Genomic DNA, 17,039 nt, shown 5'->3' with positions numbered 1-17,039 from the left:
TGCATCATGGCAACGAGGCAACGAGGCAACAATCACTCCGCGCCGCCGTTCAACCCGGCGGCGCGACCGTCGCCACGGCCTCCAGGGGCATTGAATTGACCGCGGCGCGGACCTTCACCTCGCCGCGCAGAATGGCGTCGGCCGGCAGTGACACCTGCCACTGCCTGGCGCGGCCGGCTAATGCATAGCCAAGCAGACCCTTGCTGATCTCGTGGATCTTGCCGGCGCTGTCCACCACTTGCACCGACGCGATCTGCGCGCGCCTCGTGCCCGCGTTGTCCACCCGAAGCACCCAGCCCTTGATGTCACGACCGAGATGCCATGACAGCACCGGCGCGGCCACCTTGCCCGCCGGCTCGACAAACACCGGCACCGAATAGCGCAGCCGGATGGTCACGCCGTTGGCGGAGTCGGTCCTGGGCGACGGCAACTCGTCGATGACGATCCGGTAGCTTTGCTCCGTGCCTGTGGACGCGGGCGAAGTTCGCACGAGCCGCACGAGCTGGTTTCCCCCGGCGCCGATCTGTATCAGCGGCGGGCTGGCGACGAGTTCCTTCGTGGGCGTCAGTGTGTCGTCGAAGTGAACCTGATCCCACCGGAATACGCGGACCTGACCGTACAGCGGCAGCTCACCGGGATTGCGCAGCGTGACGCCGGTTGCACGCTCGTTCGACCGCAGGTCAACCATCACAGGCGATATCTGTAACGTAGCTGCCAATGTCGTGTGGCTGACAACGCCGCAAACGCACGGCAAGACCGCAAGGGCCCGACCGGCATTTGCCTTGAGGGTGGCGCGGACTATCAAAAATAGACCGTTGCGGTAACTGTAGTCTGGTAGCGATCAGGCGCGGGTGAGGCCTGCACCGGAACGCGCCCGTAGACGGTGATGGACTGGGCCGATCCATTGCCTGTGCCTTCCACCGTGTTGATGCCTTGGGTGTTGCCCCATGCAACCGTGCGCCCCGCGTCCTGATATAGCTGGAAGTTGACCGTCTTATCCGTGTTTCCGTCCCCTGTGCCAGCCAGCAAACGCGCTCCGACGGTTGATCCGGCCGCCGTTCCTCCGTCGAGGCCCACGTTGTAGGGCGTAGTGTCCGTACATGTGACCGCAAGGGTGGTTTGCTGGTCGATTGCGCTTTCTGCGACTCCGCCGGTCCCGAAATCCAAAGGCGTTGCATTGATCTGGCAATGTGCAAGCAGTGTCAGGGAAACGGTGAAGTTGGCGCTCGACGTGCCATTTGAATAGATGGCCGCATTCGCGACGGGCAGGACCGGCGCGAAAAGCAGTGCACCGGCGAGCATTGACAATACGATCTTTCGCTTCATTGCAGGATTCGCTCCGATTCAGGTTCCGTTTCAGTATTTCTTCTCAGGTTTGCCGACGCCGGTTTATGTCTAAACTCGCAGCGGCATGAAATCCATAATACCTTTCAGTTTGTAATTTCTCAAGAAAATTGATTGGACTTTCACACCGGCCTTATAGGGCATGCGGATTATTTACTAGTATGTTCACCTAGTAGCGGGACTATACAAATCCTGTGAACCAAGACATGAACGAGCCCACCGTTTCATGCAAGCGCCTGCGTGCTGGATGAAACCTGTGTCGGGAGGCGCGAAGGAGCGTCATCCGATGAACGTTAGAGCGACCGCTTTCACGTCGTGTTTTTAGAGTCAACGCAGTTTTGTCACAACAAAAGCCACTGATTATTAATCACTGATGTAAGGCAGTTAATTTAAAATTGCGAGCACAGCTTTCAGCGGCTGTAACTCTAATTTTATTTCGGCATTCCAGTCGATTCGGCCTATCGGCCTTGCGATAATAACCATATTGCTAGTCAATGAATCACCGAGCGCGTCTCAGGAAATTACCATTTGATCCAATAGGACCGGAAAAAAGCGTCTATTGAGAACGCCTTCGCCGTATGCATATAAATACCCTTTTTGACTAAATGTACTTGTGCAATTGAGGACTGGATTTGTCCCAGCCTCATTCAGTTGTCTCTTCGGCGCATTGCGCTGCGTCAAGGCCGTGACCCAGATGGACGAAGTAATGCAACGAAACGCAGCGCTTGTGGAGCAGGCGGCAGCAGCCGCAGTGTCCATGCGCGAGCAAGCTCATGGTCTTGTAGAGAGTGCTGCTGCGTTTCAGGTCGCTTGAGCTCACGTTCCTGACTTCAGTTTTTGCCGCAACAAGCGTTGCGGTAATTTAGCGATCGAAGATCTCTCCACCTAGGTCGAAACCGGTTGATCAAGCCCTCGCGGCGGCTCAGGCTTTGCCAACACCGGATACATTCGCGCGACCTCCTGAAGGTCAGCCTCCATCTCGGCGACCAGCCACTCCTTAACCCGTTCCACCTCTGGTCGTGCGGGCCGTTGCCCGCTGATCAGCTCATACTGTCGGCCCGTGGTGACAACGTGCCGGGAAGCCGGAACCAGTTGACCGGTTCGCAATGCATAGGACACGCCGGATACCCAGCCCAGCGCTATGCCACGGCCAATCATTGCGGTCTGAAGCACCAGCGCATAGTCGGAGAAGATGAGCGGGTCGCCGGACACCGTGCCGACCATGCCGACACGTTCTTGGAAACTCTCCCAATTGATCGTCGTCGGCACTAACTCGATAAGTGTGTGCTTTGGCAGATCACGCGCGTCGTCGAGCGGCCCATGACTCTCAAGATAGGAAGGACTACAGACCGGAACGATTACTTCCGGTGTGAAGGTCCAGCTTTGCTGGGATTTACGCCGCTGGTCCGCTGGGCGCAAGGCAAGGTCGGCTTCATCCGCACTTCCCTGTAGCACGCCGCTGATGACATGAAAACGCAAGCTGATCTCAGGAAAGGCGCTTTGAAAGCGTTGGTATCTGGGCATCAACCAGTAAGCAATGAAAGCACTGGAGAGTGAAAGGGTGACTGTCTGGGTACGCTGCTGCCGCTGCTTGATATCGGATACGGCGCGCTTGATAAACCCGAAGCCCTCAGTCACGCCGCGTTCGAGCAATAGTCCGTCGTCAGTCAGCACCAGCCCAGCCCGCGAGCGCACGAACAACTGAGTGCCCAGCGCTTTCTCCAGTCTCACGATCATGCGGCTGACCGCGACCTGCGTCACGTTCAGTTCATTCGCCGCGCGAGTAATGCTCTTCTCCCTGGCGACTACCTCAAACACCACCAGCGAATTCATCGACGAGCCGAAGTTGCGTAGGGTATCCATAACATTATGTTGGGTTCGAAAGAGCAAATGTCATTTGACGGGGATTAATGCGCTGCTTATGTTCGAGCTATCAATGCACGGGTAGCAGCGGCCGTCGAGAACCATAACATTCTGTCTGAATTTGCGCAGTGTGGGTCTCGCGAACGGAAGCCACTGAAAACGGTTTTGCTCAGTGGCGTTGCGCTCTGCGCAGGTGGCGTGGCCCATCGCTGCGGGCCTGCCGACGTATGAATTTCCCAACCTAAAGGTAAGTTCAATGAACCGTCCTCCACGGAGCCACGACCCGCTGCTGCAGCCACTGCGGATCCGACACCTGGTGTTGAAGAACCGGATCATGAGCACGAGCCACGCGAGCGGTTTGACAGAAGACGGCTTGCCGCTTGAACGCTATCAGCGCTATCACGAAGAAAAGGCCATTGGTGGCATTGGGCTGAGCATGTTCGGAGGCTCGTCGGTTGTGAGCCGAGACAGTTCCAACGTATTCGCGCAGATTGATCTTACTGATGATCGGATCATTCCATGCTTTCAAGCGTTCTCCGAGCGAATGCATGGACATGGCGCAGCATTGATGTGCCAGCTTACCCACATGGGCCGGCGGGGAAGTCCGTACGCTTCAGACTGGTTGTCGACGATCGCGCCGTCGCGGGTACGCGAGACGCTGCATCGAAGCATTCCGCGCGAGATGGACCGCAGCGATATCACCCGGACCATTCGGGACTTCGCTCAGGCGGCTCGACGTTGCAAGGAAGGTGGGCTCGACGGTATTGAAACCCTGGCCGGAGGGCATTTGATCGGGCAGTTCCTGAGTCCGACGACCAATCGGCGAACCGATGAATATGGCGGTTCCATCGAGAATCGATGTCGCTTTGCGCTCGAGGTTCATGAGGAGATCCGCCAGCAGGTCGGGAGCGACTTCATTGTAGGGATTCGCTACGTCATCAACGAGGCGCTGGACGGAGGCCTGACTTTCGCTGACGCGCTGACGGCGGCCAACATACTGGAAATGTCGGGCTCAATCGACTTCTTTAACGTGGTCTACGGGCGCATGGACACGGCGGCAGCGCTCGCTGATGACAACATGCCGACCATGTACGCTAAATCAGCGCCGTGGTTGTCGGCGGTCGCTTCGTTCAAGCGCGAAGTGTCGTTGCCGGTGTTCCACGCAGCGAAGATCGCGGACCTTGCCAGTGCTCGTTACGCGATATCGGAAAACATGCTCGACCTGGTCGGCATGACGCGTGCGCATATCGCGGATCCGCATATCGTGAAAAAGCTGATCCAGGGTGGAGAGGATCGCATTCGGCCCTGTGTCGGCGCATCTTTTTGCCGGGCTCACCAATCCGCGTGTATTCACAACCCGTCGACTGGACGCGAGACCTGGATTGCACATGAGGTTGATCCGGCTCACCGGGCTGGCCGCAAGGTGGTGGTGATAGGCGCAGGGGTGGGCGGGCTCGAAGCCGCGCGCGTCGCGGCGCTGCGAGGGCATGAGGTCGTGTTGTTCGAGGCGTCGCCCAGACTGGGCGGTCAGGTACTGCTTGCGCACATGGGTAGCTGGCGCCGCGACTTGATCGGGATTGTTGATTGGCGCGCGAACGAGCTGGGTCGTCTCGGAGTAGATGTCAGGACCAGCAACTATGCCGACGCTTGCGCAGTGCTGGCCGAGCATCCCGACGTTGTGATCGTCGCGACTGGCGGGATGCCCGATCTTGAGGATTTGCCGGGAAATGAACACTGCGTTACAGCGTTCGATGCCCTGACGATGTCTGTCCCCACGTCGGGAAGCGCGCTGGTGTACGACGGTACCGGCCGGCATGTGGCAGCAACATGCGCTGAGCGATATGCACAAGCTGGCATAGAAGTCGAGCTGGTCACATTGGATCGATGCTTCGGCGAGGAACTCGAGGGACGGGGAGATGACATCGGTTGGCAGCGTCGTTTCAACGAGTTAAAAATTTCCCTGCGGCACGATTTGCGGCTCCAGCGCGTCGAGCGCCTGCCGGGCAACAAACGCCGCGCCTGGTTCACGCATGAACTGAGCTCAGAGAGGGTTTGTCTGGATGCGGATCATGTTGTAGTCGAGCGCGGCATGATGCCAGTCGACGATCTGTTCCATGAGATGCGCAGCGAGTCAGTGAACGATGGAAAAGCGGATCTGGATTGCCTCTTGCTCGGCAAGGCGCAACCGTGGACGACCACGGAGCCGGCTGGCTATGAACTCTACCGGATCGGCGACGCGGAATCGTCGCGGAACATTCATGCGGCAATCTTCGATGCTTTCCGGCTGGCACGAACCATGTAGTGCACCGCAATGATCGTTCAATTTAATCAAGCAGAAAATGATTTGGATATCGAACTATGTTTAGACAACATGCGATATCGATTTCCAGAAAGTTGATCGTTCATTTGCGGAAGACATCGTGCTTCGCTTTTCCAATCATTTTTGGAGACGTTTTGATGAGTACAAACTGCAAGTTGGACCGGATCGACCTGAGAATTCTTTCTCGCTTACAGGCACACGGTCGAATCACCAATGTCGAGCTTGCCGACGCTGTCGGCCTGTCCCCCAGTCCTTGCCTGATTCGCGTGAAGCGCCTTGAGAGTGCCGGTTATATTGCGGGCTATGCCGCGCAGATATTGCTGGAAAAAATGGGTGACGTCCAGAGTGTGTTCACTCAGGTCACGCTCGCCGACCACCGTCGTGAGGATTCCGCCCGGTTCGTTGCGGCTATTCGCGAAGTGGACGAGATTGTCGAGTGTCATCTCGCGAGCGGCGGCTACGACTACCTGCTCAAATTTGTCACACGCAGCGTTGGTCACTATCAGAGCCTGATTGAAGACTTGCTGGCGCGCAACATCGGTATTGAAAAATACTCCAGCTACGTCATGATCAAGTCGCCGATCGTGAAGAATGCCTATCCGCTCGAGACTTTGTTTTCCCACAACTATTCCTGATTCCTTTCGCGCATGGGCTGCTCGAACACCGGCGAGCCACTTTGCGCGAACAGTACTGATTGCCTCTCCCAGGGGCGCCGCAATCGCGGGTGACTTAAGTCCGAGGCGAGTCGCGACCGTCCGCCTCGGAAAGTCCCACATAGCCTTGCCACCCCGCAATTCGCCGCAGTCCCGAGCATCCATTGCAGGCATGCAGGCATGCAGGCATGCAGGCGCGGATTTGCGCTCGATTCGCCTCCCCGTACATCTGTCATTCACCGATATGTGTTTTTATGCGTTTAATTACGTATCACACTTTATAAAAGCAATATATAGCCTGATATTGGGGCGCCGGTATTCGATACAGGAGTGTTCGGTTGCCAGCAAGTTCGGCTCGAATGGCTTGAAAATAAAGAAGATAAGCGATTCGTGAAGTTCAACCGCAAACAATTTTCAATGTGTTTTAACACCTGTATTTGAGCACATAGGCGTTTACACGCACTTTAAGTCCTAATAGTGATGCTATAAAGTGCACTTGCTGTTGACATTCCCTGGACGTCGCTTGTGCACCAGCCAAACAGACGGCTAACGCGGGCACGACCTCGATCAATAGAACCACAAAGACAAGATTTGGAGATGGCAATGAAATGGACGCATTTCGCAGCAGCGAGCTGTTGCGCGCTGAGCGCGTCGGCATACGCGCAAAGCAGCGTGACTTTGTACGGAATCCTTGATACCGGCGTTGAATATGTTTCGCACGCGGATGCGGCGGGCGACCATGTCGTGCGCATGCCGGGGATTACCGGCGAAATTCCTTCGCGCTGGGGCCTGCGTGGTGCCGAAGATCTGGGCGGCGGGTATAGGGCGGTATTCGCTCTCGAAAGCGGTTTCAACACACGTGGCGGCGACTCGGGGCAGGGCGGGCGGTTGTTCGGGCGTCAAGCATGGGTGGGTATCTCGAGCCCATATGGTCAACTGCAACTCGGTCGTCAATACACGATGACCTACTGGGCCATGGCGGATTCCGACATCCTGGGCCCGGACATCTACGGCAGCGGCTCGCTCGACTCGTATCTGCCGAACGCTCGCAGCGACAACACCATCGGCTACAAGGGCACCTTCCATGGCTTGACGGTAGGGGCGACCTACTCGTTCGGGCGCGATGGCGCGGGCACCGGCAACTCGCCGGGCCAGGGCACGTGCGCGGGTCAGGTGCCCGGCGCGCCGACCGACTGCCGTCAATGGTCCGCCATGGTGAAGTACGACGCGTCGGTCTTCGGCGTCGCCGCCGCGTACGATGAACAACGTGGAGGCGCGGCTGCCGCTGCGAATTTCTTCGATGGCGCCGCACCATTCCCGTTGACCAGTGGTACGGATAAGGACACGCGCATGCAGTTGAACGGATGGGCGAATGTGTTCGGGGTGAAGATCGGAGGGGGTTGGGTGGGTCGCCATGTCGATACGCAGACGCCAGCCACACCCAATGTGCATTCGAACCTGTTCTACCTTGGCGCGGCTTATTCGATCACGCCGGCGTTCACGCTTGACGGCGAGGCCTACCGGATCACCAACGGCGAACAGGACGCACGCGCCACCATGGGCACGCTACGCGGGACGTATTCGCTGTCCAAGGCAACGGCGGTTTATCTGCAGAGCTCGTACCTGAGCAACAGTTCGCATGGGCAATATTCGCTCAGCTCAGGCGGCGGTGGCACCACACCGGCCGCCGGAGCGAACCAGACCGGTGTGATGGCGGGCATTCGCCACGCGTTCTGAGGCCTCGCCTAGCGGTGACTCAACAATGAAAAATGGGGCGGCAAGTCCGGTACTGTGCCGCCCTGCATAAATTGGTATGGTCTGGAGACCTGTCATTGTCGGGCATGCCACCGTTGTCGGCGCTGTCTGCCATGACGTTGTTTTCGTACCGTTTTGGAATGGCGTCATCCTGGCCTGCAATGTCTGTATCGCGTTGCGCGAGAGGTTGTTCTTGTAGGGATCATGGCAACGAACTGGGAGCTGTCCTATGACTGCATCAGGTATTACGCTCGTCGAAAACGGGACGTCCATTGGTCTTGATGGGGCACTTGTCGCAAGCAGCGGCGCGCGAGACTGGCACGGGTTTCCCATGGAGATCCGTACGCTGTCTTCCGGGAGTTGCGATGAACACCGCTACAACCCCAATCCGATTATCTTTTTCAATGCGACACCCGCGGGCCACGCGGAGATTGTCTCGGGCACGCGGTCTTACCGCTTTGACATACACCCCGGCAGCATGAGCGTTTTCCAGGCAGGCTTTGAGATAGACCGCAGCAGTTGGGCGTGTTCGGCAGGTGAGGTGATTGCACTTGACCTTGCGGCGCACACGATGGACCGTTTGTTGCCGGATCAGCCTCGCTTACTACAGCTGAGAACAGAACTGTTCGCTACCGACCCTGTTCTTGCCCGTCTCATCGAGGCCATGCGGGTGGAAATTGACAGCGGCTGCCCGTCAGGACGGCTCTATGCGGAAGGGCTTTGCATCGCAATGTTCGGCTACCTTGGTACCCGCTTTTCGACACCCCCGCAGTCGTCGAATTTGACGAAGGCGTCGCGAACCTCGCAACGGCTGACGCCGGGCAGTATTGCCAGGATCCGGGACTATGTTCAGGCGCATCTGAGCGCGGATCTCAGCATTGCCGAGCTGGGAAAGATCCTTAACCTCAGTGCGTTCCATTTTGCGCGGATGTTCAAGGCAAGCGTTGGCGTGTCTCCGCATCGCTTTATTCTGGAGCAGCGGGTGGAGCGTGCGGCGATGCTGTTGAGCGCTGACCTGTCACTTGCGGAAATCGCGCTAATAGTTGGTTTTTCGAGCCAGGCTCATTTCACCCAGGTCTTCCGCAAACTGACCGGTACCACTCCCGCGCGGTCGCGTGCAAGCTAACTGTTGCGCAAGAAGCTGACAACATTCAGCAAGAATTCGATATACCCGTTGAAGGCTCGCCCAGTACGCTACAGGCATAAAGACATTGCGCGGCGAGCACGGCGTGATTGTTGTGTGTAGAGGAAGGTCAACAATGCATCTTCCGCGCGTTCCTCTTACGGTGTAAATAGCTAAATAATTATTTAGTCGGTGTACTAAATAAATAGAAAAAAACAATCACGGTTATCGCCCACTCCAGACAAGTGCTTTTCGCAAAGCGCTTTAAACACGGAAGGATGGCAACCTAAAGTTTTACGACAAGAGCCAGATACTGGCAAGGAGACAATGAAATGAAACAAGTCCGAAATCCGCTCGTACCGGGCCGCATGGTTCGGCAAACAATGCCTGTTCTGGCGGCCGCATGCGCGGGCGCAGTGATGCTTGCCGCATGCGGGGGAGGCAATTCGAGTTCCAGTGCATCGAGCGCCGCGTCAACAAAACCACTGACCTGCGACGACTCCATGAAGGCCGCATTCAAGCCCGATGCGAATACGACGGTGACGCTGGTGCAGGCCTTCAAGAAGGGCCAGGATATGAATTTAACCGGCATCCCGTCGGGCGTGCTGGCGCCCAATGACGAGTGCCTGGTCAAGCTGAACGTTGGACCCGGTAATCCGGGGCCCGCCAGTGCGCCTTCAACATCGCCGGGGATCGGTATAGAAGTATGGTTGCCGACACCCGCGAACTGGGATAGCCGAATTCACGTGCTCGGCGGGGGTGGTTTTGCCGGTGATCCAAACATCAGTTCCTTGACCGCGATCTCAGGAATCGTGGCACCGGGCAATGATGGTTCTCCGGCCAGTGTCGCTGGCGTGGAAGGCGCCGTCAGCGCGATCACTGACACCGGTCACGCCTCGACAGATACAGCGGGCACGGGCGCTAGCGGCGACGGCGCATTTGCAATGAACCCCGACGGCAGTATCAACACGACGCTGTGGACCGACTTTGCGAGCCGGGGCATCCACGAAATGGCCGTTGAGACCAAGGCGTTGACTGCGGCCTATTACACAACACCGGTCAAGTATTCGTATTGGGACGGATGTTCCACGGGCGGCCGCCAAGGAAACGAGGAGGCGCAAACGAACCCGAATGATTTCGACGGAATTCTGGCCGGCGATGCGGCCATGAACTGGACCAGCTTCATCACCGGCGAGCTGTACCCGCAGACCGTCATGCAACAGGATCTGGGCGGCGTACCGCTTACCACCTCTCAACTTGACGCGGTATCGGCAGCGGCTGTCAGCGCATGCGACAGCTCGCTCACCGGCAAGCACGACGGCTTCATCAGCAATCCGGATGCGTGCACGTACGACCCGACGCTGGACAAGACCGTGTTGTGCCCATCCAGTGGCGGCACGAACGCAACGGCCACCTGCGTGAGTACCGTGCAGGCGCAGGCGATCAACAAGATGTGGTACGGCCAGACAGTCGATGGCAGTGCTCCGGCACCAGCGGTTGCGAACGGATTTAGCCAGCAACTTCAGCCCGACCAGCTTTGGTTCGGAATGGAACGAGGAACGCAACTGGGTACGTTGACGGCCTTTGGGATACCGGGCCTCGCGGGTTCTGTCAATGGCGTTCCCGCGCCATTCAGCATTGCCACGAGTCAGGTTGCGCTCGAGCTTCAGCAATCGACTCTTGCGACGCCGGACTTCATCAACGCGACGGGCAACGGGGTGAATGGCTGGAAGTCCCTTTCTTATGCGCAGATGGCGAACGCGTCGGCGCAGGGCCTGGCCTTACAGCCGCAGTTCGGCAACATCAACGCGAATAATCCGGATCTCACCAACTTCAAAGCCCGGAATGGCAAGTTGATCGCGTACCACGGCACGGCGGACCAGTTGATCACGATCCAGGGAACGACCAACTACTACGTCAACGCCGCTGCGAAGATGGGGGGCATTCCAGCGACCCAGGCGTTTTATCGATACTTCCAGATTCCTGGGATGGGTCACTGCCAAGGGGTTGGCACGGTCAACGGAGTGGCCGGTGTAAGCCCGGTGGCCAACCCGCCATTGCCGGCGCCGAATCAGTTGTATAACGCGCTGACAAACTGGGTAGAGAACGGTGTTGCGCCGAATAGCATCCCCTTGCAGAATTCCGACGCGTCAATCACTCGTCCGATTTGCATGTATCCGTCGACGCCGAAATACGTTGGCGGCAATGTAGGGGCCGCGGCGAGTTTTACGTGTAGCTAAAAGCAACCTCACGACGTGAACCGGACCAGTGGCAACTGGTCTGGTCCGATCCGCGGCGTCACGTTCGCAGAAAGCGACAGGAGGAAATAACCAAGACTACGACAAATAGATAGTTATCCGAATTTACCGTGATCGCATCACCATCAGCGCCGCCTCAGCAGGATTCGCGCTCGATCTGCCTGAAACCCACGTCGACCACGCGCCGATCAACTTCACCATCCCGGATCCGTTCGACCAGCAGGGAGGCAGCCGGTTTCCCAATACGCGTTCCGTCAATGCGGATCGGAGTCAACGGCGGGTCTGTGTCTTTCGCGAGATTCATGTCGGGCGGACGGTAAAGGCAAGCTGTCTGGTTCGCCGCGGAGTGCATTACCCCACGCGAGCATAAAAACAGCGCCACAAACACTGTATTCAACCAACTGGTGCATAATCGGGGTACGGTCAGCCTGTCTTTGCTTTGGCGCGGTTCGCTCTATGTGAATCGTCGAATGAGCTTCTTTGCTGTCAAATAATTACGTTTGATTGCCAACTTCGTTTTTCGCTCCATGTCGCCCGACAAGAGCCGGCGAATGTAAGACGACCGCACTTCGTCACAGGAGCAGCAGTGACAACCAGTGCCATAGCAGACGACGAATCCACACAATCGTTCACGGTTGTGGGAATTGGCGCCTCCGCAGGCGGACTCGAGGCTATCTCGGAGTTGCTCGACGGAATCGCACCCTCCTGCGGAATGGCCTTCCTGATCGTTCAGCATCTTGCACCGTTTCGGCCCAGCCTGCTTCCGGAAATCTTGTCGAAACATACTTCGATGGTAGTCGTCGAAGCGACTGACGGCATGGCCATGGAAGTTGACCATGTCTACGTCATTCCTCCCAACACGAGCATGTCGATCGCCCAGCGCTTGATCAGGCTGCAGCCGCGGGGGGAGACCCTGGGCCCGCCGATGCCGATCGACGACCTGTTCGATTCGCTCGCCAGCGATTTAGGCGTGAACGCGATCGGCGTGATTCTTTCGGGCAACGGCTCGGACGGCGCCCTCGGCCTCCAGGCCATTCAAGGGGGCGGTGGCATCACATTCGCGCAGGACACGGTGACGGCTCGCCACAGCAGCATGCCGCGCGCCGCAATGGGACTTGGTTGCGTCGACAGCATACTGGCGCCGCGCGAGATCGCCCGCGAAATCGCTCGCATCGGGCGCTATCCCAGGCGCGCACTGGAAAAGCTCGAATCCATGGGATCGGTAACGGACCCCGGAGACCAGAGCCTGCGCCCTCTGTTTCGCTTGTTGCGCAACGCCTGCAACATCGACTTTACCTATTACAAGCGCGGTACGGTCCAACGCAGATTGTCGCGCCGCATGGCCTTGCGTGAAATGACCTCGCTCGCGGACTATGTCGACCTGCTCGGTTCCGATGCCGCTGAAACGCTGGCACTGGGCCGTGACCTGTTGATTCGTGTGACCGAGTTTTTCCGGGATCCGGACACGTTCGACGAACTGGTCCGAACTGTGTTTCCGCGTCTGATCAGCGACCAGCATGCCCCGCCAAGCATCCGGATCTGGGTACCCGGTTGCGCGAGCGGAGAGGAAGCTTACTCGATCGCCATATGCCTCGTGGAGTATCTGGGCGAGCGTTTCGCCAGTACCAAGATTCAGGTCTTCGGTTCCGATGTCAGCGTCGACGCGCTGGAAACCGCACGCGCCGGCCGGTATATCGAGAACATAGCCCGCAATGTCTCTCCCGAGCGGCTTGAGCGGTTCTTTGTGCGCGACGGTGACTACTACTGTGTCAAAAAATCGGTCAGGAGCCTCTGCACGTTCGCCCGTCACAACGTGGCGACCGATCCGCCATTCTCGCGGATCGACTTGGTCAGCTGCCGTAATCTGCTGATCTACCTGGATCCATTGCTGCAGCGAACGGTCATGCCGCTGTTTCATTACGCGCTGGCGCCCGATGGCGTACTTATGCTGGGACCGTCGGAATCGGTGGGGGCGTCGTCCGAGTTGTTCAGCCTGATTCCCAGCGTGTCAAGCAAGCTCTATAGCAAGAACCCCAGCCCCGGACGTCCGAGGATGGGCTTGCCTGCGTCAACGGTGATGCCGCAAGCGTTTGTCTCCGCCAGACCCTCGGCTGGCGGTCGCGAGCTCCCGACGCGTGCTGAGTTGCTGCGTGATGAAGTCAATCGCATGACCTTGGAGCGGTACACACCGCCGAGCGTACTGTGCGACGAGGAACTGAACATTCTCGAGTTTCGCGGCGATACCTCAGCGTATCTGGCCAATCCCAACGGACCGCCCAGCAGCAGTCTCAAGCGACTCGCACGGCCGGACATTTTCCTCGCGATCGACGAAGCAGTCAGACGGGCGCGCCGCGAATCCATCGTCATCCGCAAGGCGAGTCTGCGTTTGAACACCGCCGGCGGCGCTGCCAGCGTGACACTCGAGGTGCATCCAGTAGAGATCGCTGGCGTGCCGGGAAGGTGGTATCTGATCTTTTTCGAAGCGCCTGCCGAAGGCGTAAGTACATCGCCCAAGCCAAGGCGCGTACCGCTGACAAACTTCGTCGCGCAGGCTTGGCGGCAAGTCAAGGGGCAGCCCGAGCGAGGCGCCCTCGGCGAGAAGGACCTTGAAATCGCGAGGCTGGACGCCGAACTCGAGGGCAGCCAGCGGCATTTGCTGGCGATGCTCGAGGAACACGAGCGAGCACGGGAAGACCTGCGGGCAAGCGAGGAGGAACTGCTGTCGAGCAATGAGGAATTCCAGAGCACCAACGAGGAACTCGAGACCGCCAAGGAAGAACTGCAGTCCGTCAACGAAGAGTTGACGACGACCAATGACGAGCTGCGGTATCGCAACCATGAACTCAAGACCGCTAACGACGAGGTTGCCCGCGCGCGCGACTTCTCACAGGCGATTGTCGAGACCATGTCGGAACCTTTGCTCGTGCTCGAGGCGGACCTCAAGATCACCTTGGCCAACCGCGCGTTCTACCAGACCTTCCAGACATCGCCCGACGAGACCATCGGCACGAAGCTGTATGACCTGGGCAACGAGCAGTGGAATATTCCGGCGCTGCGTGAACTGCTCGAGGAGCTCGTGCCGCAAAGGACCAGCGTTCGCGACTATCAGCTCACCCACGAATTCCCGGGCATCGGGCTACGAACCATGCAACTCAGCGCCATGCGCATTGCGTGGCCCGCACAAGCGTTGATCCTGCTGACCATCGCCGATGTAACCCAGCAGCATCAGGCCTTCGGCCGCTTGCAATCCGCCGATCAACAAAAAGACGAGTTTCTTGCGATGCTCGCGCATGAGTTGCGCAATCCGCTTGCGGCCATTCGCAACGGCCTGCAGGTCTGGGAGCGGGACAGCGCGGACAAGGAAACGCAGAGGGTTGCACGCTTGGGCGCACAGCGGCAACTCGACCACGAGATCCGTCTGGTCGAGGATCTGCTGGATGTGTCGCGAATCACGCGGGGCATTATCGTTCTGAAAACCGAGTCGATTGATCTCGTCGAGACGGTGCGTCGGGCGATCGAGGCCATGCGTCCGGAATTCGAGGCTTATGCGCATGAAATCACGCTCGCTTTTCCAACCGGCGTGCTGCCCATCAACGGCGACGCGATGCGGATCGAACAGGTCGTGACCAATCTGTTGGGCAACGCGATCAAATACACGCCGCACGGCGGTCATATCCGGGTTTCGGTTGAGCGCTATCTCGACGACGCGATCCTGACCGTGGTCGACAGCGGCATTGGCATGACGGCCGAACTCATTCCGACGATCTTCGATATCTTTGTGCAGGCGGAACGCTCGCTGGATCGCAAGGCTGCGGGTCTAGGCCTTGGTCTCGCGCTGGTGCATCGCCTGGTCGTATTGCATGGCGGCGACGTGCGCGCGTACAGCGAAGGCCCCAACCGGGGCAGCAAGTTCGTCGTGCGCTTGCCCGCGATGCCGCACGGCACGGTGGCGGAAGCGCCGGTGCATGTCGCGCTTCATTGCGCACCGCCGCTCGGCGCCATGCGCATTCTTGTGGTTGACGACAACCTTGATGCGCTGGAGAGCAGCGCTGCTTTGTTAAGGATCGACGGACACGAGGTGGAGACCGCGCGCGACGGTCCGTCCGCGCTTGTTTGTGTCGAACAATTCAAACCTGAGGTGGTGTTGCTCGACATCGGCTTGCCTGAGATGGATGGTTACGAGGTCGCTCGCCGCATACGTTCAATGCCGGGTCAACACGACACCATGCTGATTGCGCATAGCGGGTACGGCGAGGAGGAGCATCTTCAGCGAGCCACGCAAGCGGGTTTCGACCACCACCTGATCAAGCCGGCCGACCTTAGTCAGCTGAGTGCCTTGGTTGCGTTGTGTCGCGAAAGACGCGTTCGCTGATTAGCCGCAAGGCAATGAACGAGATGATGGACCTGTCCCTGTTCAAGTAACAGCGAGGCGGCGAAAGAGCAGGAGCTTTGCGCTATCGAGCACGACGGCCAGCACGACAGCGGCGCACAAAATGCCTGCTATGAGCTGCAGCGGCAGCGCTGTCATCAGCAGTCCACTGGACGCAAGCACCGTAATGATCGCCACGTCCGCGACCGAGGACGCGATCAGCCATCGTCCGGGAACGGAACTCCACATACGCTGCCGTTCCCGTGCGACGTAAAAGACAGCCTGTCCACTGAACACCAGCGTGATGACGGCAACGGTCCGCAGGGCGTCTGTATCGAGACCAAGTACGAACTTGCCAGTCGCGAGGGTTCCTATGCAGAAGAGCAAATCGATCATGCCCATTGCAATACCCGCCAGCGTCAGGTTGCGTATGTGCCAGATGTTCGGGCGCGGCGAGGGACGCACGTTATCGGTGGATGAGGACATGGCGAGAAAGTCGCCCGTCACCATCATGAGCACCATGAGTGCGGGCGTCAGTATCGCGTGCCCGGTCATGAGCAGGCCGGCCGCGAGAAACAGAACTTGCACGATCTTGTGGATGATCGAGCGCAACGTATAGGTCAGGATGCGCTGAAAGGTGATGCGGCCTTCCTCGACCAGAGCGACGATGCCGCCCAGACCCGCTTCGGTCAGCACGACGCCTGCAGCCGATTTCGCCACGTCGGTGGCGCTCAGCACCGCGATGCCCATTTGCGCCTGGCGCAGCGCCGGTGCGTCGTTCGCTCCGTCGCCGCACATGCCGACAATATGACCATGCTTCTGCAGCACCTTGACGAGCTGGTATTTGTCCTCGGGCAGGACGCCTGCGTAGATCGAATACGACTCTGCGTCGATGTCTCCGGGCAAAGGCGTGGTGGCCCAGGTTTTTCCGGTAATGCCGACCAGGGCCGCGACGGTTTCGGCAGTCTTGCGAGCGTCGCCCGTCACCATGACTGTTCTCACACCGAGCCCGCCGAGCTGAGTGATCAGCGCAGCGGAGTCATCGCGCGGCGGGTCGCTGAGCCCGATCACGCCGGCCATAACGAGGGCGCCGGGTGGCCCCGAGGCCACGGCTAGGACCCTCAATCCCTTAGCCTCAAGTTTCTCCTCTTCAGTTGCCGCCGCCGCACAAGATGGTGTCAACGAAGAGATTGTCGCAAAGGCTCCCTTTACAACGTGCAGCAGCGCACCGTTCGGCGCGCGCAGCGTGGCCTCGGAGCGCTTCAAGGCCGGATCGAACGGCACGAACGTGACCAACTCCGGTGCGTCCGGGATCGGCTTGGCTGAGGACGCGCCGCGAATGGCGGCGTCGACC

At 58.7% G+C, this 17,039-nt stretch carries 11 protein-coding genes; 6 read left to right on the top strand and 5 right to left on the bottom strand.

Going from position 1 to position 17,039, the window contains the following annotated elements; genetic code table 11:
* Nucleotides 1-49: 49 nt before the first annotated feature.
* The 3 genes from BSU04_RS16140 to BSU04_RS16130 all read right to left on the bottom strand — a co-directional run bounded on the left by BSU04_RS16140 (nt 50) and on the right by BSU04_RS16130 (nt 3,234).
* Nucleotides 50-718, bottom strand: coding sequence for a fimbrial biogenesis chaperone (locus tag BSU04_RS16140; protein WP_306427198.1), 669 nt, complete (start codon nt 716-718; stop codon nt 50-52).
* 83 nt (nt 719-801) lie between these two features.
* The gene (locus BSU04_RS16135) at nt 802-1,326 is read right to left on the bottom strand and encodes a Csu type fimbrial protein (protein WP_089161528.1); all 525 of its coding nucleotides are present in this window, start codon (nt 1,324-1,326) and stop codon (nt 802-804) included.
* Nucleotides 1,327-2,229: 903 nt separating this feature from the next.
* Nucleotides 2,230-3,234, bottom strand: coding sequence for a LysR family transcriptional regulator (locus BSU04_RS16130; RefSeq protein ID WP_179258340.1), 1,005 nt, complete (start codon nt 3,232-3,234; stop codon nt 2,230-2,232).
* 229 nt (nt 3,235-3,463) lie between these two features.
* Between BSU04_RS16130 and BSU04_RS16125 the strand changes: the two genes are divergently transcribed.
* From BSU04_RS16125 to BSU04_RS16105, 5 genes are all read left to right on the top strand, one after another.
* Nucleotides 3,464-5,509, top strand: a complete 2,046-nt coding sequence (locus BSU04_RS16125) for an NADH:flavin oxidoreductase (RefSeq protein ID WP_089161709.1) — start codon at nt 3,464-3,466, stop codon at nt 5,507-5,509.
* A gap of 155 nt (nt 5,510-5,664) precedes the next feature.
* Nucleotides 5,665-6,162 carry an Lrp/AsnC family transcriptional regulator gene (locus BSU04_RS16120; protein WP_089161526.1) on the top strand — a complete coding sequence of 166 codons (498 nt, stop codon included), beginning with the start codon at nt 5,665-5,667 and terminating at the stop codon, nt 6,160-6,162.
* A 621-nt stretch (nt 6,163-6,783) separates the two neighbouring features.
* The gene (locus BSU04_RS16115; RefSeq protein ID WP_089161525.1) at nt 6,784-7,917 is read left to right on the top strand and encodes a porin; all 1,134 of its coding nucleotides are present in this window, start codon (nt 6,784-6,786) and stop codon (nt 7,915-7,917) included.
* Nucleotides 7,918-8,164: 247 nt separating this feature from the next.
* Nucleotides 8,165-9,061, top strand: a complete 897-nt coding sequence (locus BSU04_RS16110) for an AraC family transcriptional regulator (protein WP_089161524.1) — start codon at nt 8,165-8,167, stop codon at nt 9,059-9,061.
* Nucleotides 9,062-9,390: 329 nt separating this feature from the next.
* On the top strand, nt 9,391-11,298 hold the full coding sequence (locus BSU04_RS16105; RefSeq protein WP_256982836.1) for a tannase/feruloyl esterase family alpha/beta hydrolase: 1,908 nt from the start codon (nt 9,391-9,393) through the stop codon (nt 11,296-11,298).
* A gap of 154 nt (nt 11,299-11,452) precedes the next feature.
* On the opposite strand, the gene BSU04_RS46440 is transcribed toward BSU04_RS16105, so the two are convergent.
* Nucleotides 11,453-11,620, bottom strand: coding sequence for a substrate-binding domain-containing protein (locus BSU04_RS46440; RefSeq protein WP_179258339.1), 168 nt, complete (start codon nt 11,618-11,620; stop codon nt 11,453-11,455).
* Between the two features lie 282 nt (nt 11,621-11,902).
* On the opposite strand from BSU04_RS46440, the gene BSU04_RS16095 reads away from it, so the two are divergent.
* Entirely contained in the window at nt 11,903-15,688 is a 3,786-nt protein-coding gene (locus tag BSU04_RS16095; RefSeq protein WP_179258338.1) for a chemotaxis protein CheB, read from the top strand.
* A gap of 42 nt (nt 15,689-15,730) precedes the next feature.
* Here BSU04_RS16095 and BSU04_RS16090 read toward each other — a convergent pair.
* Nucleotides 15,731-17,039: HAD-IC family P-type ATPase (locus tag BSU04_RS16090; RefSeq protein ID WP_144021256.1), on the bottom strand; the 1,309-nt coding region annotated here is incomplete at its 5' end.

It is taken from the genome of Caballeronia sordidicola (assembly GCF_002220365.1).
In the GTDB taxonomy this organism is placed as follows: Bacteria; Pseudomonadota; Gammaproteobacteria; order Burkholderiales; family Burkholderiaceae; genus Caballeronia; species Caballeronia sordidicola_C.
This window is presented reverse-complemented; position numbering and strand designations above follow the sequence as displayed.